Source organism: Actinomadura nitritigenes, from assembly GCF_017573545.1.
Classification (GTDB): domain Bacteria; phylum Actinomycetota; class Actinomycetes; order Streptosporangiales; family Streptosporangiaceae; genus Spirillospora; species Spirillospora nitritigenes.
In genome coordinates this window covers 229286-245113 of the sequence record NZ_JAGEOK010000006.1, presented here as the reverse complement: position 1 = coordinate 245113, position 15828 = coordinate 229286, and the positions used below count along the sequence as shown (strand labels likewise).

The window sequence follows — 15828 nt, the reverse complement described above, 5'->3', positions numbered from 1 at the left end:
AAGGCGATGCCCGTCAGCGGACCATCAGTGGACCCGAAGCGGGCCGGCGCATGCTCTCCCCGTCGGCGAAAACGGATCAGAACGAGCCCGCTGGAAGGGAACGTCATGCGCAAGAACGAGCTCTACGACTACAGCCCGATCACCGAACGCCCGCAGATCACCTGGCCGGGCGGCGCCCGGGTGGCGTTCTACGTGGGGCTCAACGTCGAGCACTTCTGGCTCGGTAAGCCGTCCACGAGCATCAACGAGGGGACCGCGGGTCTCACGCCCGACCCGCTCAACCACGGCTGGCGCGACTACGGACCGCGGGTGGGGATCTGGCGGATGATCGAGGTGTTCGACCGCCACGGGATCCGCCCGAGCGCGCTGCTCAACTCCGACGTGGCCGTGGAGTATCCGCAGATCATCGAGGCCGGCAAGGCCCGCGACTGGGCGTGGGTGGCGCACGGCAAGACCAACTCGCTCCTGCAGGCGGAGGTCGAGAACGAGGAGCGCCGGTACCTGACCGAGGTCGTCGAGACCATCGAGAAGGCCACCGGCGGACGGCCGCGCGGCTGGATGGGACCGGCCCTGAGCGAGACCTTCCAGACCCCTGCTCTGCTTGCCGAGCTCGGCCTCGACTACGTGCTCGACTGGACCGCGGACGACCAGCCGTACCCGCTGAACCAGGCCGGCGTGATCAGCGTTCCCTACACCCTGGAACTCAACGACCTGGGCCTGTTCACCGCCCACTCCATCAGCGGCCCCGACTTCGTGCAGATCGTCAAGGACCAGCTCGACCAGCTGTACGCCGACTCCGCGAACAGCGGCCGGGTGATGTCCCTGGCCCTGCATCCCTTCGTGACCGGGCAGGCGTTCCGCACGAAGTACCTCGACCAGGCGCTGGAGTACGTCGTCGACCACCCCGGTGTGTGGAACACCACCAGCGACGACATAGCAGCGCATTTCATGGCCACGACCGGCGGCGCGTAGGCCGGATGCGCGCCTGGTCCACGAAGCAGACGGCCGGGGCATCGGCACGCCGCACCGGATCCTCTGCTTCGGGCAAAAGGATCAGGCCGAGGCCGGTGAGCGTGGCGCCGCACCGGCCCCGGTGGAACGACCGCCCTCCGACCTGTGCCTCCAGCGCCTGGATCTGTTCGGTCAGAGCCGGTTGGGTCACGGTCGACGCCGGCGCCGCCCGGCCGAAGGCACGATGCTCGACGACCGACGGAAATGGGTGGTCGGCCGCCCAGTCCGGTGCTCGGCCGCCCGGAACCGGCCGGCGCGGTAGAGGTGCGCCTGGTGGGTCCGCCCCGGGAACGCGCTTCCTCGGCCGAGCCGGGAGCAGTCCCGACCGCCCCTCGACGTCACTCGTGGTGAGCGGCGGGCGACTCACGGCGCAGGCCGTTCATGATCGCGCGGAGGGCTTCGGCTGCGGCGCGGCGGGCCTCGACCGGGTCGGGCGCGGCGCCGGCGGCCATGGCCGCTTCACACAGGGCGCTGAAGAGCAGGCGCGTCAGCATCGGACCGGGCTCCACCGTCAACTCGCCGGCGGCCGCCAGGTCGTCCATGAGCGCCTGGACCGCGGGCAGCCCTAGTTGCTCGTCCAGTTCGCGGCAACGCTCGGCGCCCAGGGCGGCGGGGGCCTGCCGGAGCAGCGCACGGTGCGCGGAGTCGGTGACGGTCCCGTCGAGGTAGGCGTCCAGGGCTGCGGTGAGGCGGGGCCAGGGCTCGTCATGCCGCAGGGCCGCGGCGGTGACCGCGTCGACGAGGCGCCGCTGGCGGTCGCGGAACACGGCCTCGAACAGATGGGCCTTGTCGGTGAAGTGGTAATAGACCGTCCCCTTGCCGACGCGGGCGGCACCGGCGACATCGTCGATGGTGGTCGCGGTGAACCCCTGCTCGGCGAAGAGCGCCGCGGCCGCGTCGAGCACCGCGGTCCGGGTGAGTTCCCTGTATTCGGCCCTTCGGCCCTTGACGGACATGCCGACCAGGATATAGTCACCGACTATGAGTCAGTTTTTGACTACGAGTCGGGATGTGCTGGAGACGTCACGGGGCCCGTTGCGCTACTGGCGGACGGGGACCGGGACCGGACCCGCCGTGCTCTTCCTGCAGGGCTTCCTGGCCGGGCCGGACGTCTGGTCGCCCGTGGTCGCCGACCTCGCCGCACGGCACCGGTGCATCACCGTCGACTGGCCGTTCGGCGCGCACCGTGTGCCCATGCGGGCCGACGCCGACCTGTCCCCGCCCGGCCTGGCCGAGCTGGTCGTCGAGGTCTTGGACCTGCTGGGCGAGAGCTGCGCTGTGCTCGCCGGCAACGACAGCGGCGGCGTCATCGCGCAGCTGGTCACGGCCGCGCACCCCGACCGCGTCGCCGCGCTGGCGCTGGTGGCCTGCGACGCCTTGGAGGTCTTCCCGCCCAGGATGTACCGGTGGCTGTTCCGGCTGGCCGCGGTCCCCGGGATGGTGCGGGCGATGGCCGCCGCGATGAACATCCCGGCCATCGCCCGGTCGCGGCTCGGCTTCGGCGCCGTCATGGAGCACCGCCGCGGTTCCGTGTCGCACTGGACCGCACCGCTCGCCGCCGACCCCGGCGTCCGCCGCGACATCACCAAGCTGATGACGGGATCGTCCAACGCGCAGACCCTCGCCGCCGCCCGCACCTTCGGCCGCTACGACCGGCCGGTCCTGGTCGTCTCGGCCGAGCACGACCGGCTGTTCCCCCTGTCGCTCGGCCGACGGCTGGCCGCGGCCTTTCCCCGCGGGCACTTCGAAGTGATCGGCGGATCGGGGACCTTCGTGCCGCACGACCAGCCCGCGCGGCTCGCCGAACTCCTCGGCGGTTTCCTGGCCGGGCAGGGCGTCCGATGACCCCCGGCGAGCTCCCCGCCGTGTTCGCCGCCGGCTGGGCGCTGCCCAAACCCGACGCATTCCTCGACCACTTCCGCCCGGTCATCGCGCCGGACGCGACCTTCGTCCAGCCCATGTTCCCCGACGCCCACGGCATCGCCGCCATCGAGGACATGTTCCGCCGACTGTTCGGCCTGTTCCCCGACGCGGCACTCACGGTCGTCGGCAGCGCCGTCCAGGAGGACACCGTCTACATCGAGTCCACCTGCAACGTGACGCTCGGCCACAAGCCGGCCGCATTCGCCGTCTGCGACCGGTTCACCGTCGCCGACGGCGCCATCCGGACGCGCAGGTCCTTCTCCGACCCGCTGCCCCTCCTGCTCACCGCACTACGCCGCCCCTCATCCTGGCCTCGTCTCATCCGCAGCCGCACCTCCTAGGGGGCGCAGGGCACCGGAGATCGACGTCACCGCGCTGGGCGCCATGATCGAGGCGATCGGCGACGCGGTGGCGGCCCGCGAGTTCGATCCGCTGCGCGCCGAACGCGATCAGCTGTCCTGGTGCTCGGCTTTACGATGACTGGCCGCCGCTCGGAGGTCACTGCGCGCACGCCCGCACCACCCCTGTGGAGCTGGCCCGCACCTGTAGGTGACATTGGTCGTGCTCGCCCCGCGCGGACAAATCGTGACGAGGTGGGACAGGCTGCGGTCTGTCCCACTTTTGATTTGGGGTGAGATGGGCCGCATACCCCTCCCCCGCACCGCCTCTCCTCAGGGTCTGCCCGGCCTGCGCGGGCCATGGGCGTCGGTTCCGAGGTGCCGAGGTGTGTCTCCTACTCGGTCTCGCGCGATGCGGTCGCGCAGGCTCGGTGGCTTCATGGCGAACGGGCCATGCTCCGGAGGGGCAACAGGGAGGCGTTCCGAACCGACCACACCTTGCCCGGAAGGCCTCCTGGGAAATCGCATGTCCGGGTCCGGGCCCAACGCGGAGGGCACGGCCCTGTCACCGGATGTGCGCCCGGACGGCCGAGTGGGCCTGGTCCGCTCGTGACGGGGGAGGAACCAGATGGCCGCGAGATTCAACAGCAGACCGCCCGTCAGGCTTGCCAGGGCGCGGCTCGAGGTTCCCATCCGTCCCCGGCTGCAGTTCACCGCACTCATGGCGCTCCCGTTGTCCGCCGTCCAGCCCGCGATGCTCGCCGGACTGGTGCTCCTGCCCCTCATCGCAGGCATCGGCCTGGGTGAACGGCTCGGCCGCCGTGAAGCGGTCTGCATGGCGCTCGCCGCTGCGGCCACCGTCCTTTACGCCCGCGCCGCCGGTAGCGCGCACTCCTTCGACCGGGCGCCGGAAGCGCTGCTGCTGTTGGCCGCGATCTTCCCCTCGCTCGCCTTTCCCGCCGTCCTGTTCCTGGTCAGCGACCTGAGGCGCAAGGGCGCGCACGAACGGCCGCTCAGCGGCATCACCTACGGGATCAGCGCCGGGATGCTGATCGGCGCGGGCGAGGTCGCGCTCACGGGCATGGCGACGGTCAAGGCCCCACTCGACGACATCGCCGCCTCCCCCGACCCCTACCTGTTCATCGCTGCGACCGCGCTGGCCGCAGGGCAGATACAGATCGCGTTTCAGCGCTGCCGCCTGGTCATTCGTCGGATTCCTCGTCATCATGACGGCCAACCCGCAAATGCTGCTCGTCTCGACGGCACTGTACCCGAATCCCACTCCGATGACGGTGAAGCCGATCGCCCAGGTCGGGCTCGAGAGCATCGCGGCGGCGAGCGCGAAGGGCCGCGCGCCGTGCAGCGGCGGCATCCGGCTCGTGGCGGTCTTCAGGAACGCCATGCCGACGAAACAGGCGCCGGTCGACAGGAACGCGACGATCGTCGCCCAATGTCCCAGTTCCATGCTGCGCTTCTCCTCGCCATCGAGGTTCCGGGAGCGGGCATCGGGCCAGGGAACCGGCGACGGAGTCCAGGCCCGTGATCACGCCGCGGAGGCCGGGTCGCGGCGGGACGCGGCGCGATCGCGCGATGCTCGAGGATCGAATCCGGACGATCACCTCGCCTGCCCTCCCGGACACCTAACCTACAGTGGTGTCGGTTATTGGAGGACGGTAGCACCGACGATCGGCCACGTGAAGACGGAAGTAGGGCGACACAGATCCTGAGAACACGGGAATGGGAGGTCAGGTCAGCATTACGGCACCACGGCGAAGGCGTCGGAGAGCTTCGCTCGCCGAGGCGTCGCGGTACGCCGCGATGAGCGAGAGCGCCGCCGTAACCGACATCTCTGTCAGTCGACGACCTCGGCGCCCTGCCGGGCCGGAGCCGGCGTCCACCGCGATCACGTGGCTGCGGGCGCTCGCCTCGGAGAGGGAAACGGCGTGCGCCGCGTCGCGGGCGTTCCGCCGCCTGAAAATCATGGCGCTCCGGGTCAGGTCGGCCATTACGATTGCGGACGTTTGTCCGCGGCGGGTAAGCGCCGTCCACGACCGGTCTTGGAAAGGCGCCCTCGATGATGCGGGTCCCGGAGCAACGGCCTGAGCACCCCGAGCTGCTTGAACGGGGGCATCCCTTCCGGCAGTGGAAGACATGGCGGATTCCCGGCACCGAGCTGACGCTCACCGGCTACTCCCGCGCGAACGACAAGACCTTCTTCCACATCCCCGAGCTGCGGTGCAGCCTCGACGCAGGGCTTTGTGAAGGGCGGCAGGTGGACACGGTCTTCCTGACCCACACCCACCACGATCACTCCAAGGACCTCGATTTCCTGGCGTCCAAGGCGTCCGGCGCGGACATCTACCTGCCCGCTGAGGCGGTGTCCAACGTGGAGTCCTACCTGCGTGCGTCCGCCGAACTGAACCATGGGCCGGGATTCGACCCGGCGTTGGCGAAGGGCCACCGCCTGCACGGCGTGCGGCAAGGCGATGAGTTCCTCTTCGGGCGCCGCGGGCACCACGTGCGGGTCGTGGAGTGCGAACACAAGGTGCCCTGTGTGGGATACGCGTTCTCGGAGCGGCGCAAGGCGCTGCTGCCGAAGTTCGAAGAGCTGCGGCGGTCCCTGGTGGAAGAGGGGCGGGGCGGGGAATTCGGCCAGATCATGGCCCGGCGGCGCAGGGACGGCGTCGAGGTCGACGGTGCGGTCGACCGGCCGCTGTTCGCGTTCCTCGGTGACACGCACGTGAACGTGTTCGAGCGAAATCCGTGGCTCTTCGATTATCCGGTCGTCATCACCGAGTGCACCTTCCTGGACGACGCCGAGTCGGACCGCGCGAACCGGGTCGGGCACACGGTGTGGAGCCGGCTCAGGCCGGTGATCGAGGCTCATCCGCGGACCCTGTTCGTCCTGACGCATTTCAGCCTGCGCTACTCGGACCGGGAGATCCTCGCGTTCTTCGAGGAGACGGAAGGCGGGCGGCCGGGCAACGTCCTGCTGTGGGTGCACCCGGAAAGCCACCTGCCGGAGCAGCACCAGCACAGCGGGCTCTGAGGGGTCAGTCCGCCATCCGCCAGGTCTTGCGCGGTTTGTTGTGCATCCGTCCCGGGATGCCGGGACGCTGCTGCCACGGGTGCGGGCCGCCGGGCGGGCGGTACCCGACGCCCAGCGCGTCCAGGCGGGCGTAATGCGCCCCGTTCATCCGGCGCTCGAAGTCCTCGAAGTCGCGCTGGTCCGGGCCCGGTAACCGTGACCAGGCCACTTCGGCGAACGCGACGAGGCGGGGGAACGCCTGGTAGTCCACCCGGCCGCGGTCCTCGGCGACCTCGGTCCACAGGTTCGCCTGTGCACCGATGATGTTGTCCGCGTGGGGCGTACCGGCCAGCCGGGGCGGTACGGGTTCGAACCGGTAGACGTCCTCGAGCGTGTGGACCCATCCGAACGGCACGGGCTCTTCCGGGCCGTGGGCCTGGGCGTGGTCGAGGTAGACCTCCTGCTGCGGGCACATCACCACACTGTGGCCGGCCTCCGCTGCGGCGATCCCGCCCGAGTACCACCGCCAGCACATGACGGCGGCGCCGTCCGCCAGGCCGCCCTCCAGGATCTCGTCCCAGCCGATGAGGCGCCGGCCCCGCGTGGCGAGCCAGCGGGCGAAGTGGCGGATCATCCACGATTGGAGATCCTCTTCGTTCTCGAGCCCGAGTTCCCGGATGCGGGCCTGGGCCGTGGGCGACTCGCGCCACTGGTCCTTGAGGCATTCGTCCCCGCCGATGTGGACGAACCGGCCGGGAAAGATCGCCAGCACTTCGTCCAGGACGTCCTCGTAGAAGCGCACCACGGCGTCGGTGGGGGCCAGCACGTTGCGGTTGATGCCCCAGTCGGTCCACACCTCCAGCGCGGCGGTGCCGGCGACGTCGGTGTTCCCCAGTTCGGGGTAGGCGGCGATGGCGGCCTGGGAATGGCCTGGAAGGTCGATCTCGGGCACGACGGTGACGTGCCGCTCCGCCGCGTACGCGACGATCTCGCGCAGATCGTCCTGGGTGTAGAAGCCGCCGTGCGGCCGTTCGTCCCAGAGCGCCGGCTCCCCCCAGCCAAGGCGGGTGCGCCGCCGCCAGGCGCCGGTCTCGGTCAGCCGGGGGTGGCGGCGGATCTCGACCCGCCATCCCTGGTCGTCGGTGAGATGCAGGTGCAGCACGTTCAGCTTGTGCGCGGCCAGCAGGTCGACGTAGCGCAGCACATCGTCCTTGGGCAGGAAGTGCCGCGCGACGTCGAGCATGAAGCCCCGCCAGGCGAAACGCGGCCGGTCCTCGACGGTCACGTACGGCACGCTGACCGGCCCCCGCGCGCTTGGTGCGCGGCGGAAGGCCTCCGGCCCCAGCATCTGCCGCAAGGTCTGACGCCCCCAGAAGACGCCCGCCTCATCACCGCCCACGATCTCGGCACCGTCGGCCGACACGGTGAGCCGGTACGCCTCCGGTCCCAGCGACGGGTCGAGATCGGTACGCACATCCCCGCTGAATGGACCGGCCCCGCCGGTCCGTTCGACCCGGTCCGGGGCTGGTATCAGGTTCAGCTCAGACGCCACGCACCCAGTTTCCCCATAGAAGTCATCTGTTCACCAGGGCGGCCGGGCGGCTGCGCGCAGGTCGCCGAGCGGACCGAGATCTCCGGCTCGATCGCGCAGCGGTTCAGCGGATACGGCGATTCCGGGTATCGCGGCAGTGCTATTTCTTCGCGGGATCGGAGCCGGGGTGCTTGATGATCCGGTCACCGGCGCGCAGCGAGTCCCAGAGCGGGCCCTTGACGCGGATCTTCTTGGTCTTGCCGTCGGTGAAGGCGACCTCGAGATAGTGGTAGAGATTCGACCCGTCCGGCGCGTTGCGGGATTTGGCGGTGACGACGCCTTCCCACGCCTCGTTCTTGCGCATTCGCCGTGACCTGAACATATGCCCGCCCTCGGTGACGCCGTTCCTTGATTCCTGTGACCAGGTTAGGGACGCGCGAAGGCCCGGGCATCAGCCCCGTGTCGGGTCTTGCGGATGCGACTTTAGGCGGAGAGGCCGTGCGGCCCCTACCGAAGTCGCAGGCCGTCAACGGAGCGGTTCGCCGCTGGTGCGCAGGTAGACGATGTCGAGGTCGCGGAGCCGGTCCGGGTCTCCGTCGATGACGATGCGCGTGATCTTCCCGTCGGCGACGGTGAACGAGAAGAGGGCCATGGGCCGGCCGCGGCGGGTCCAGACCGCCGCGGGGACGCCGTCGACGAGGGCGAGCCGGGCCCCTCGCGCCCGTCCGGCGAAGAACGCCGCCACCTCGTGGGCGCCGCGGATCTCGCTGACCACGGCGTCCGGGTCGAGCAACTCCAGCAGGGCTGTGAAATCGCCGCTCCGGGAGGCGGCCAGGAACGCCTCGACGATCTCCTTCTTGCCGGACCGGGCGGCGTCGGACGCCTGGGCCGCCCCCTGCACCCGCCGCCGGGCCCGGCTGGCGAGCTGCCGGGCCGCCACCGGGGAGCGGTCGATGATGGGGCCGATCTCGCCGAACGGCACGGCGAACACGTCGTGCAGGACGAACGCGAGCCGCTCGGCGGGCGCCAGCGTGTCCAGCACCACCGTCAGGGCGACGCCGACCGAGTCGGCCAGCAGCGCCTCGTCCTCGGGACGGTCGTGAACGGCCGGCCGGACGCCCGGCTGCGGCGCGGCCGGCTCGGGCGGCAGCGCCCCGGCCGACTCCTCGCGCCGCGCCCGGCGCGCCTCGAGCATGTTCAGGCAGACGCGGGCGACGATCGTGGTGAGCCACCCGGCCGGGTTCTCCACCTGGCCGGTGTCGGCGCGGCCGACCCGCAGCCACGCCTCCTGAACGGCGTCCTCGGCCTCGCCGGACGAGCCGAGCATCCGGTACGCCACCGCGCGCAGCCGGTCCTGATGCTCGGTGAACTGCTCGCTCAGCCACTCCTGCTGGACCATTCGTCACGTTCCTCCGTCGGGGCCTGTCATACCGATTGACCGGCGAGACCGCGCCGATGTGACGTCCGGACGTCCGACCGGCCGGTCCGCGGCGGTCGCCGCAAGCGCGAACACAAGGGAGAACAGGCATGAAGGCGCACGTCAGCTCGATCCTCCTCGGCGTCCGGGACATGGACGGGGCCAAGCGGTTCTACACCGAGGGACTCGGCTGGAAGATCAAGAACGACTACGGGATCTCGGTGTTCTTCGAGTCGGACGGGGCCTCGCCCGTCGGCTTCTACGGCCGGGAGGGCCTGGCCGAGCAGGTGGGCACGAGCCCGGAGGGCAGCGGCTTCAGCGGGCTGGTCCTCACCTACGTCGTCCGCAGCGAGGCGCGGGTCGACGAGGTCATGTCGGAGGCCGAGAAGGCCGGCGCCACCGTCCTCAAGCCCGCCGGCGCCCTGCCGTGGGGCGGGTACGGCGGGACCTTCGCGGACCCGGACGGCTACGTCTGGAGCCTCGCCTACAGCGCCCAGGGCAAGGACCAGCCGTACGCGGAGTAACGACCGGCAAGGGCTCCGGCGGGCGCGCACGGCGCGCGCGCTCGCCGGAGCCGTCGAGGGCCGACCACCGGCGGCGGTGGGTGGATTCGGGGGTGTTGGGGTGAGGTGGGTCAGTAGCATGGGCGGCCATGTGGAGGCGGGTGGTCGCGGTGGCGGCGGTTCCATGGCTGGTGGCGGGATGCGGCGCGGCGAGTTCGGCGGTGCACGGGTACCACCGGTACAGCGACCCCAGTGTGGCGATGGAGCCGACCATCCGTGCGGGGCAGACCTTCGACGCGCGTCCGGTGGACCACGGCGGCTACAAGCCGAAGCGCGGTGACGTCGTCGTCTTCTCCATGCCGTCCTGGCTCGGGGGGCGCGACACGGCCCAGGTCAAGCGGGTCGTGGCGATCCCGGGCGACCGGATCGCGTGCTGCTCGCCGGATGGCCGGGTCGTGCTCAACGGCGCCGCGCTGGCCGAGCCGTACCTCGCGGCGGGCACCCGCGAGTCGCCTTTCGGGGCGGTCTCCGTGCCGGCGGGGCGGCTCTGGCTCATGGGCGACAACCGGGAGTCCTCGGCGGACTCGCGGTACCACCTCGGCGACGGCGGGTACGGCACCGTTCCGGCGGCGGCCGTCGTCGGCGTGGCCGTTCTCAAGTAGGGCCCGAGGTTTCGCGCAGGCGTGAATCAATGGCGGTCGCCCTCGGCCGGACGTGATCATCCCGGCATGGACTCGAACATGATCGATGCGGCGGGCACCTGGCGGCTCGGCGACCTGGTGGTGAACCGGCTCGGGTTCGGTGCGATGCGGCTGCCGCAGACCGGTACGGCGCTCGTCCCGGACGCCGTGCCGCGCGACCGCGGGCAGGCGGTCGCGGTGCTGCGGCGGGCGGTCGAGCTCGGCGTGGACCACATCGACACCGCCGCCTTCTACTTCTCGGCGCTGCGGTCGGCGAACGAGCTGATCAACAGCGCGCTGTCGCCCTACCCGGACGGCCTCGTGATCGCCACCAAGGTCGGGCCGGCGCGGGACGCGTCCGGGCGGTGGGCGCCGCACGCGATGACGGCGGACGCGCTGCGCGGCCAGGTCGAGGAGAACCTCCGCCAGCTCGGCCGCGACCACCTGGACCTGGTCAACCTGCGCGTGAACGACGACCACGACAGGTTCGCCGAGCGGTTCGGCGCGCTCGCCGAGCTGCGCCGGGCCGGGCTGATCCGGCATCTCGGGCTGTCGAACGTCCGGCCGCACCACCTGGCGGAGGCGCAGGCCATCGCACCGGTCGTCTGCGTCCAGAACCCGTACGGCGTCGGTGCCTTCCCCGAGCAGGAGGAGATGCTGCGCCTCTGCGGCGAGCAGGGCATCGCGTTCGTCCCGTTCTATTCGCTGGCGGGCACCCGCCGCCTGGCGGGTCTGTCCGGCGACGACGACCCGGCGACCAACGCCGTCGCGCGCGCACACGGGGCGTCCCCCGCGCAGATCCGCCTGGCTTGGACGCTGCACCAGGGCCCGCACGTCCTGGCGATCCCCGGCACCGGCGACGTCGGCCACCTGGAGCAGAACATCGCCGCCGGCGCCATCCGCCTGACCCCCGACGACCTCACCGCCCTGGCGCCCAGCCCGAGCCCCCGTTGAGTCGCGGCGTCAGGCGGCTATGACGGCGGTGGTGGTCCGGCCGCCGTCGACGTCCAGGGTGATGCCGTGGACGAAGGCGGACTCCTCGGCGGCGAGGTAGACGGCGGCGTGGGCGATGGCCCGCGGGTCGCCCAGGGTGCCGGCGGGGGTGCCGTTCATCATGACCTCGCCCGGGCTCGGCTCGCCGGGCGAGGGCTCCAGGATGACGCCCGGGGAGATCGCGTTCACGCGGACGCCCCGGGGGCCGAACTCGGCGGCCGAGGCGCGGGTGAGGGTCTCCATCGCGCCCTTGGTGGAGCTGTAGAGCGCGCCGACGGGGACGCCCAGGCGCGCGATCCACGAGCCGAGGTTGATGATCGCGCCGCCGCCGGCCTCGGCCATGGCGGGGGCGATCACCGCGGTCAGGAAGAACGGGGCCTTCACGTTGACCGCGTAGACCCGGTCGAAGGTCTGCTCGTCGGTGTCCGCCGTGGCGTCGCCGGGGTAGATGCCGGCGTTGTTGACCAGGACGTCGATGCCGCCGCCGAGCACGGCCACGGCGTCGCGGGCCAGGGCGCGCGACGCCTCGGCGGTGCCGTCCAGGTCCGCCTGGACGAAGTCGGCCCGGCCGCCGCGTGCGCGGATGCCCTCCACGACGTCCTTGCCGCGGTCGGCGCTGCGGCCGGACACGACGACGTGCGCGCCCTCGGCGGCGAACGCCTCGGCGATGGCCCGGCCGATGTTGCTCGTCGAGCCGGTCACCAGTGCTCGCCTGCCCTGCAAACGTCCGTTCATCATGTGCCCCCTCAACAGGTCGTTCGGTGTCGCGGCCGTTCCGCGGCACAGCCACTGTGCAAGGGAAAAAATGGACCCGCAAGTCCAAAAAGTCAGCGGGGGTCCGCCAGCCGCCGCAGGTCGCCGATCGCCTGGTCGAGGGCGGCGCGGAGGTGGGACGACCGGCCGGTGGACTGCAGGATCGCGACGCCGCCCTGGATGCCCGCCAGCAGCGCCGCCGCGCGCTGGCCGGCGTCGACGCCGGCGGGCAGGTGGCCCGCGGCCTGCAGGGCGCGGATGCCGGCGGCGAGGCTCGCCTGCCACTGGTCCATGAGCTCCACCACGATGGCGCGTGCTCCGGGGGTGGCGCGGCCGACCTGCAGGAACAGCGAGCCGAGGGGGCACTGGTCGCCCTGCTCCTCGTAGCGGCGGACGACGACGTCGCGCCACCGGCTCCACGCGTCCCAGGAGTCCAGCCGTCCGAGGTAGGGCTGCTGGTCTTCGAGGACCTGGTCGGCTTCGTGCTGGGCGATCGCGAGCAGCAGCTCGTCCTTGCCCGCGGGGAAGTAGTGGAACAGCTGGCTCTTGCTGGCGCGGGTGCGCGCCATGATGTCTTCGAGGGTGGCGAACGCCACGCCCCTCTCGCGCACCACCTGGGCCGCGCCCTCGACGATCCGGTCCCGGGTGGCCCGCCCCTTCGCCGTCAGCTTCGCCGCCATGCACGCCTCCCTGGAGTGGACCGGAAAGTCCAATCTAACGCGGAAGGCCGGGCGGGGACGGGCCCCGTCCGGCCTTCGTGCCCAGGTCAGCCGGTGTGGCGGGTCTGGTCGGGGACGTTGAGGCCGTTGACGCGCACGTCGGGCTTACCGGACGTGGCGGCGTAGCGGGCGGTGATCGTCTGCTGCTCGCCCGGCCAGAGCGTGACGTCGTTGTCGCTCCAGCGGATCGGCAGCACCTGCTTCCCCCCGGCGAACAGGTCGGCCCGCGTGAACAGGGCCGGGGTGCCGCCGTGGCCGACGTTGCGGACGGTCACGCTCGTCACCATCTCGCCGCCCTCGCGGCGGGTGGTGGCCTGGACCCTGACGTCGGCGGGCTTGAGGGCGCGCAGCCCGGTCAGGTCGGCGTAGCCGTCCTTCTGGAAGACCGCGAACCCGTTGGACGGGGTGTACTGGCCGGGCGCGTGCGTCTTCGGCCAGTCGACCTGGTCGGCCTTGGTGGACAGCCAGTACACGTTGCGGCTGACGACCTCGGAGCCGCGGGTGAGGGTGAGCTTCTCGAAGTAGGTCTTGGAGATCCCGGCGGGGACCTTCGGGCGCAGGACGGTCCGGACGTCCTGGCTGCCCAGCGCTCCGACGGGGGCGCTCGCGGTGGCGCGGACCCTGCCGTCGAGGTCGATGATCTGCGCGGTGGCGCGCAGGCCGTCCTGGCGGGCGCCGGTGAGGTTGGCGACCTTGATGGAGCCGTCGTCGTAGGAGTACATGACGTGGACGGGCTCGTTGGCCTTCTTCGCGCCGAAGTAGACGCCCGGCTGGTCGAAGTCGGAGCCGTACATGCTCCACTGGAGCGACGGCCACGCCTTGTTCAGCATCCAGTAGATGATCCCGGTGCTGGGGTTCGCCTTGTCGGTGGAGTTGCCGATGTACGACTCGAACTGCGCGCGGGTGACCTCGTACTCACCGAGCTGGACGGTCTTCTGGTACGAGCCGGCGTCCTTCCAGGGGCCGTACCGGTGCCACAGCGGGGTGTTGTAGACGCCCATCCGGGACAGGCGCGTGTAGTCGGAGTAGAAGAACGTGTGGTACATGTCCTGGCCGGCGGTCTGGCCCTGCGCGGTCGCCGGGTCCCAGATCTTCTTCTGCTCGGCGGCGCTGAGGAAGCGGTTGAGCGAGTCCTGCGTCGGGATGGTGTTCCCGGTGCTGACCTCGGTGTCGAACCCCCAGGCGCTGCCGGTCATGCTGAGCGTCGGGTCGTCGGTGTTGACGGTCTCGCGCCGGTTGTTCCACAGGGCGTTCGGCGGGAAGTAGTTGTAGCCGCCCTCCTTGGTGCCGGCGGGCCCGAGCTTGGGCGACGACTTGTACTCGGCCGCGGCGACCTGCGGGAGCCGGAAGTCGGCCCGCTCGAACGCCTTCAGGAAGAGGGCCTCCTTCTCCGCGTCGGGCGCGTCGTCGCTGCCCTGGAAGAAGGTGAAGACGCTCGGGTGGTCGCGGAGCCGCTCCGCCATCGTGCCGGCCTGGTTGGACGCGTTGGCCTTGACGTCGTCCGACCAGGTGGACGACTTGCCCTCCCACAGCGCGCAGCACTGCCAGCCCGGCATGGCGAGGACGCCCGCGCGGTCGAGCTGGGCGAACATGTCGTCGGGCGGGAAGTTGCCCTCGAACCGGACCGCGTTCAGGCCCATGTTCCGGATGTAGGAGATCTGGTCGGAGACGTTGGACGGGGAGTAGCGCAGGAAGAGGTCCGGCGACCATCCGCCGCCCCGGATGACCAGCGGCTTGCCGTTGACGATGAACTGCCGGTAGCCGTCCTTGCCGTGGGTCTTGCCGGGGACGGGCTTGGTGAGCCGCGACGTCACCGTCCGGATGCCGAAGTCCTCGGCGGCGGTGCTGGAGACGGTTCCGCCCACGGACGCGTCCAGCGCGAGGTGGTACATCGGCTGGTCGCCCATCTGGTACGGCCACCACACCGCCGGGTGCTCCAGGTGCAGGCCGGGGCAGTCCGCCTTGGTGATCGCGACGGTGCGGGTCGCGTGCGCGGGCACCGTCACGGTGGCCTTGCAGGCGATGCGGGTGGAGCCGTGCGACACCGTCCCGGACACGGTCACCCGCTGCGGCGTCCCGGTGTTGTTGCGCACGTCGGCCTTCACGGTCAGGTCGGCAGTGGACAGGTCGGAGGCGTTGTCCTGCAGGACGTGCGCGTTGCGGACCGAGACCGGGCCCTCCTGGACGATCTGCGGCGCGTACTGCAGACCGGTGTTCTGGTCGGGCGCCATGGGGTTCCAGTCGACCTGGTTCTGGGTCAGGTACCGCATGGGCGTGTCGAACTTGGTGATGTCCTCGTCGTTGCGGGAGACGTCGAGCGCGATGGCGTTCGCGCCGTCCCGGACGTACGGCGTGATGTCGTACTCCAGGCGCGCGTACGAGCCCTGGAGCTGCGCGCCTCCGGCGATCTTCTTCCCGTTGATCCAAAGGTCGGCCTTCCCGGAGACGCCGTTCATCACCAGGAACGTGCGGCCGCCCTTGCGGGGGTGGACGGTGAGCTGCTCGCGGTACCACCAGTTCGCGTCGAACTGCTCGGCCGGGACCTTCTTCATGGTGTCGTTGTCGAAGATGTTCGGGTAGCGGCCGTTCTCCAGCAGGCCCGCCATCAGCGTCTCGGGCCGGGACAGCGGCAGCCAGCCCTTCGCCCGGTAGTCCGGTTTGGAGATCTCGGCACCGGTGTCGCGGGTGTCGGCGGACGACCGGATCGCCCAGCCGGAGGTCAGCTCCGTCGTCCCGGACGCCCGGATCCGCTGCGCGGCGGGCCGGTGCCCGGTGAAGGCGTGCGCCGGCATCGCGGGGGCCAGCGTCCCGGCGAGGGCGAGGGCGGCGCACAGCGCCGTGGTTCGAGTCCTGGACCCGCTCATGTGTCCGTCACTCCTTCGTGCGGCGGGAGCCGGGCGCTTCCCGGCGGCCGATGCGTTCATGCTCGGTC

17 protein-coding genes are annotated in these 15828 nt (G+C 71.1%); 8 read left to right on the top strand and 9 right to left on the bottom strand.

Annotation, left to right across the window (positions count from 1 at the left end):
• The first annotated feature begins 105 nt into the window (after positions 1-105).
• Positions 106-972 carry a polysaccharide deacetylase family protein gene (locus J4557_RS11040; protein WP_208266388.1) on the top strand — a complete coding sequence of 289 codons (867 nt, stop codon included), beginning with the start codon at positions 106-108 and terminating at the stop codon, positions 970-972.
• On the opposite strand, the gene J4557_RS11035 is transcribed toward J4557_RS11040, so the two are convergent.
• Together J4557_RS11035 and J4557_RS11030 are read right to left on the bottom strand one after the other, a co-directional pair.
• Positions 947-1378 (bottom strand): helix-turn-helix domain-containing protein, encoded by a 432-nt coding sequence (locus tag J4557_RS11035; RefSeq protein ID WP_307799640.1) that lies wholly within the window; start codon positions 1376-1378, stop codon positions 947-949. The genes J4557_RS11040 and J4557_RS11035 overlap by 26 nt on opposite strands.
• Positions 1350-1967 (bottom strand): TetR/AcrR family transcriptional regulator, encoded by a 618-nt coding sequence (locus J4557_RS11030; RefSeq protein WP_208266387.1) that lies wholly within the window; start codon positions 1965-1967, stop codon positions 1350-1352. Before J4557_RS11030 ends, J4557_RS11035 begins: the two co-directional genes overlap by 29 nt.
• Positions 1968-2022: 55 nt before the next feature.
• Here J4557_RS11030 and J4557_RS11025 point away from each other — a divergent pair, with 55 nt between their 5' ends.
• The 3 genes from J4557_RS11025 (at position 2023) to J4557_RS11015 (ending at position 4815) form a co-directional block, all read left to right on the top strand.
• Positions 2023-2856 carry an alpha/beta fold hydrolase gene (locus J4557_RS11025; protein WP_208266386.1) on the top strand — a complete coding sequence of 278 codons (834 nt, stop codon included), beginning with the start codon at positions 2023-2025 and terminating at the stop codon, positions 2854-2856.
• Entirely contained in the window at positions 2853-3275 is a 423-nt protein-coding gene (locus tag J4557_RS11020; RefSeq protein WP_208266385.1) for a nuclear transport factor 2 family protein, read from the top strand. The genes J4557_RS11025 and J4557_RS11020 overlap by 4 nt, the downstream gene beginning before the upstream one ends.
• A 625-nt stretch (positions 3276-3900) precedes the next feature.
• Complete coding sequence (locus tag J4557_RS11015; protein WP_208266384.1) at positions 3901-4815, top strand: hypothetical protein; 915 nt, start codon at positions 3901-3903, stop codon at positions 4813-4815.
• A 202-nt stretch (positions 4816-5017) separates the two neighbouring features.
• On the opposite strand, the gene J4557_RS11010 is transcribed toward J4557_RS11015, so the two are convergent.
• Positions 5018-5278 (bottom strand): hypothetical protein, encoded by a 261-nt coding sequence (locus tag J4557_RS11010; RefSeq protein ID WP_208266383.1) that lies wholly within the window; start codon positions 5276-5278, stop codon positions 5018-5020.
• A 68-nt stretch (positions 5279-5346) separates the two neighbouring features.
• On the opposite strand from J4557_RS11010, the gene J4557_RS11005 reads away from it, so the two are divergent.
• Positions 5347-6321 (top strand): MBL fold metallo-hydrolase, encoded by a 975-nt coding sequence (locus tag J4557_RS11005; RefSeq protein ID WP_208266382.1) that lies wholly within the window; start codon positions 5347-5349, stop codon positions 6319-6321.
• A 4-nt stretch (positions 6322-6325) separates the two neighbouring features.
• On the opposite strand, the gene J4557_RS11000 is transcribed toward J4557_RS11005, so the two are convergent.
• The 3 genes from J4557_RS11000 to J4557_RS10990 all read right to left on the bottom strand — a co-directional run bounded on the left by J4557_RS11000 (position 6326) and on the right by J4557_RS10990 (position 9230).
• Positions 6326-7774 carry a beta-N-acetylhexosaminidase gene (locus tag J4557_RS11000; protein ID WP_307799638.1) on the bottom strand — a complete coding sequence of 483 codons (1449 nt, stop codon included), beginning with the start codon at positions 7772-7774 and terminating at the stop codon, positions 6326-6328.
• A gap of 217 nt (positions 7775-7991) precedes the next feature.
• Positions 7992-8195, bottom strand: a complete 204-nt coding sequence (locus J4557_RS10995; RefSeq protein ID WP_208266380.1) for a DUF7489 domain-containing protein — start codon at positions 8193-8195, stop codon at positions 7992-7994.
• A 162-nt stretch (positions 8196-8357) separates the two neighbouring features.
• The gene (locus tag J4557_RS10990; protein WP_208266379.1) at positions 8358-9230 is read right to left on the bottom strand and encodes a sigma-70 family RNA polymerase sigma factor; all 873 of its coding nucleotides are present in this window, start codon (positions 9228-9230) and stop codon (positions 8358-8360) included.
• A gap of 128 nt (positions 9231-9358) precedes the next feature.
• Between J4557_RS10990 and J4557_RS10985 the strand changes: the two genes are divergently transcribed.
• From J4557_RS10985 to J4557_RS10975, 3 genes are all read left to right on the top strand, one after another.
• On the top strand, positions 9359-9772 hold the full coding sequence (locus J4557_RS10985; protein ID WP_208266378.1) for a VOC family protein: 414 nt from the start codon (positions 9359-9361) through the stop codon (positions 9770-9772).
• 128 nt (positions 9773-9900) lie between these two features.
• Complete coding sequence (lepB, locus tag J4557_RS10980) at positions 9901-10413, top strand: signal peptidase I (RefSeq protein WP_208266377.1); 513 nt, start codon at positions 9901-9903, stop codon at positions 10411-10413.
• Positions 10414-10479: 66 nt separating this feature from the next.
• Positions 10480-11385 carry an aldo/keto reductase gene (locus J4557_RS10975; protein WP_243775566.1) on the top strand — a complete coding sequence of 302 codons (906 nt, stop codon included), beginning with the start codon at positions 10480-10482 and terminating at the stop codon, positions 11383-11385.
• A gap of 9 nt (positions 11386-11394) precedes the next feature.
• Here J4557_RS10975 and J4557_RS10970 read toward each other — a convergent pair whose 3' ends face one another.
• The 3 genes from J4557_RS10970 to J4557_RS10960 all read right to left on the bottom strand — a co-directional run bounded on the left by J4557_RS10970 (position 11395) and on the right by J4557_RS10960 (position 15760).
• Positions 11395-12162 carry an SDR family NAD(P)-dependent oxidoreductase gene (locus tag J4557_RS10970; protein ID WP_208266376.1) on the bottom strand — a complete coding sequence of 256 codons (768 nt, stop codon included), beginning with the start codon at positions 12160-12162 and terminating at the stop codon, positions 11395-11397.
• A gap of 89 nt (positions 12163-12251) precedes the next feature.
• Positions 12252-12857, bottom strand: coding sequence for a TetR/AcrR family transcriptional regulator (locus J4557_RS10965; RefSeq protein ID WP_208266375.1), 606 nt, complete (start codon positions 12855-12857; stop codon positions 12252-12254).
• 86 nt (positions 12858-12943) lie between these two features.
• A complete protein-coding gene (locus J4557_RS10960; RefSeq protein ID WP_208266374.1) occupies positions 12944-15760 on the bottom strand; it encodes a glycoside hydrolase family 2 protein in 2817 nt (938 codons plus the stop codon).
• Between the last annotated feature and the right edge of the window lie 68 nt (positions 15761-15828).

Excerpts from the sequence above, each read along its gene's own strand:
- J4557_RS10990 (WP_208266379.1), bottom strand. The coding sequence starts at position 9,230 with ATGGTCCAGCAGGAGTGGCTGAGCGAGCAGTTCACCGAGCATCAGGAC.
- J4557_RS11010 (WP_208266383.1), bottom strand. The coding sequence starts at position 5,278 with ATGGCCGACCTGACCCGGAGCGCCATGATTTTCAGGCGGCGGAACGCC.
- J4557_RS10965 (WP_208266375.1), bottom strand. The coding sequence starts at position 12,857 with ATGGCGGCGAAGCTGACGGCGAAGGGGCGGGCCACCCGGGACCGGATC.
- J4557_RS10975 (WP_243775566.1), top strand. The coding sequence starts at position 10,480 with ATGGACTCGAACATGATCGATGCGGCGGGCACCTGGCGGCTCGGCGAC.
- J4557_RS10960 (WP_208266374.1), bottom strand. The coding sequence starts at position 15,760 with ATGAGCGGGTCCAGGACTCGAACCACGGCGCTGTGCGCCGCCCTCGCC.
- J4557_RS11040 (WP_208266388.1), top strand. The coding sequence starts at position 106 with ATGCGCAAGAACGAGCTCTACGACTACAGCCCGATCACCGAACGCCCG.
- J4557_RS10995 (WP_208266380.1), bottom strand. The coding sequence starts at position 8,195 with ATGCGCAAGAACGAGGCGTGGGAAGGCGTCGTCACCGCCAAATCCCGC.
- J4557_RS11020 (WP_208266385.1), top strand. The coding sequence starts at position 2,853 with ATGACCCCCGGCGAGCTCCCCGCCGTGTTCGCCGCCGGCTGGGCGCTG.
- lepB (WP_208266377.1), top strand. The coding sequence starts at position 9,901 with ATGTGGAGGCGGGTGGTCGCGGTGGCGGCGGTTCCATGGCTGGTGGCG.
- J4557_RS11030 (WP_208266387.1), bottom strand. The coding sequence starts at position 1,967 with ATGTCCGTCAAGGGCCGAAGGGCCGAATACAGGGAACTCACCCGGACC.
- J4557_RS10985 (WP_208266378.1), top strand. The coding sequence starts at position 9,359 with ATGAAGGCGCACGTCAGCTCGATCCTCCTCGGCGTCCGGGACATGGAC.
- J4557_RS10970 (WP_208266376.1), bottom strand. The coding sequence starts at position 12,162 with ATGATGAACGGACGTTTGCAGGGCAGGCGAGCACTGGTGACCGGCTCG.
- J4557_RS11015 (WP_208266384.1), top strand. The coding sequence starts at position 3,901 with ATGGCCGCGAGATTCAACAGCAGACCGCCCGTCAGGCTTGCCAGGGCG.
- J4557_RS11005 (WP_208266382.1), top strand. The coding sequence starts at position 5,347 with ATGATGCGGGTCCCGGAGCAACGGCCTGAGCACCCCGAGCTGCTTGAA.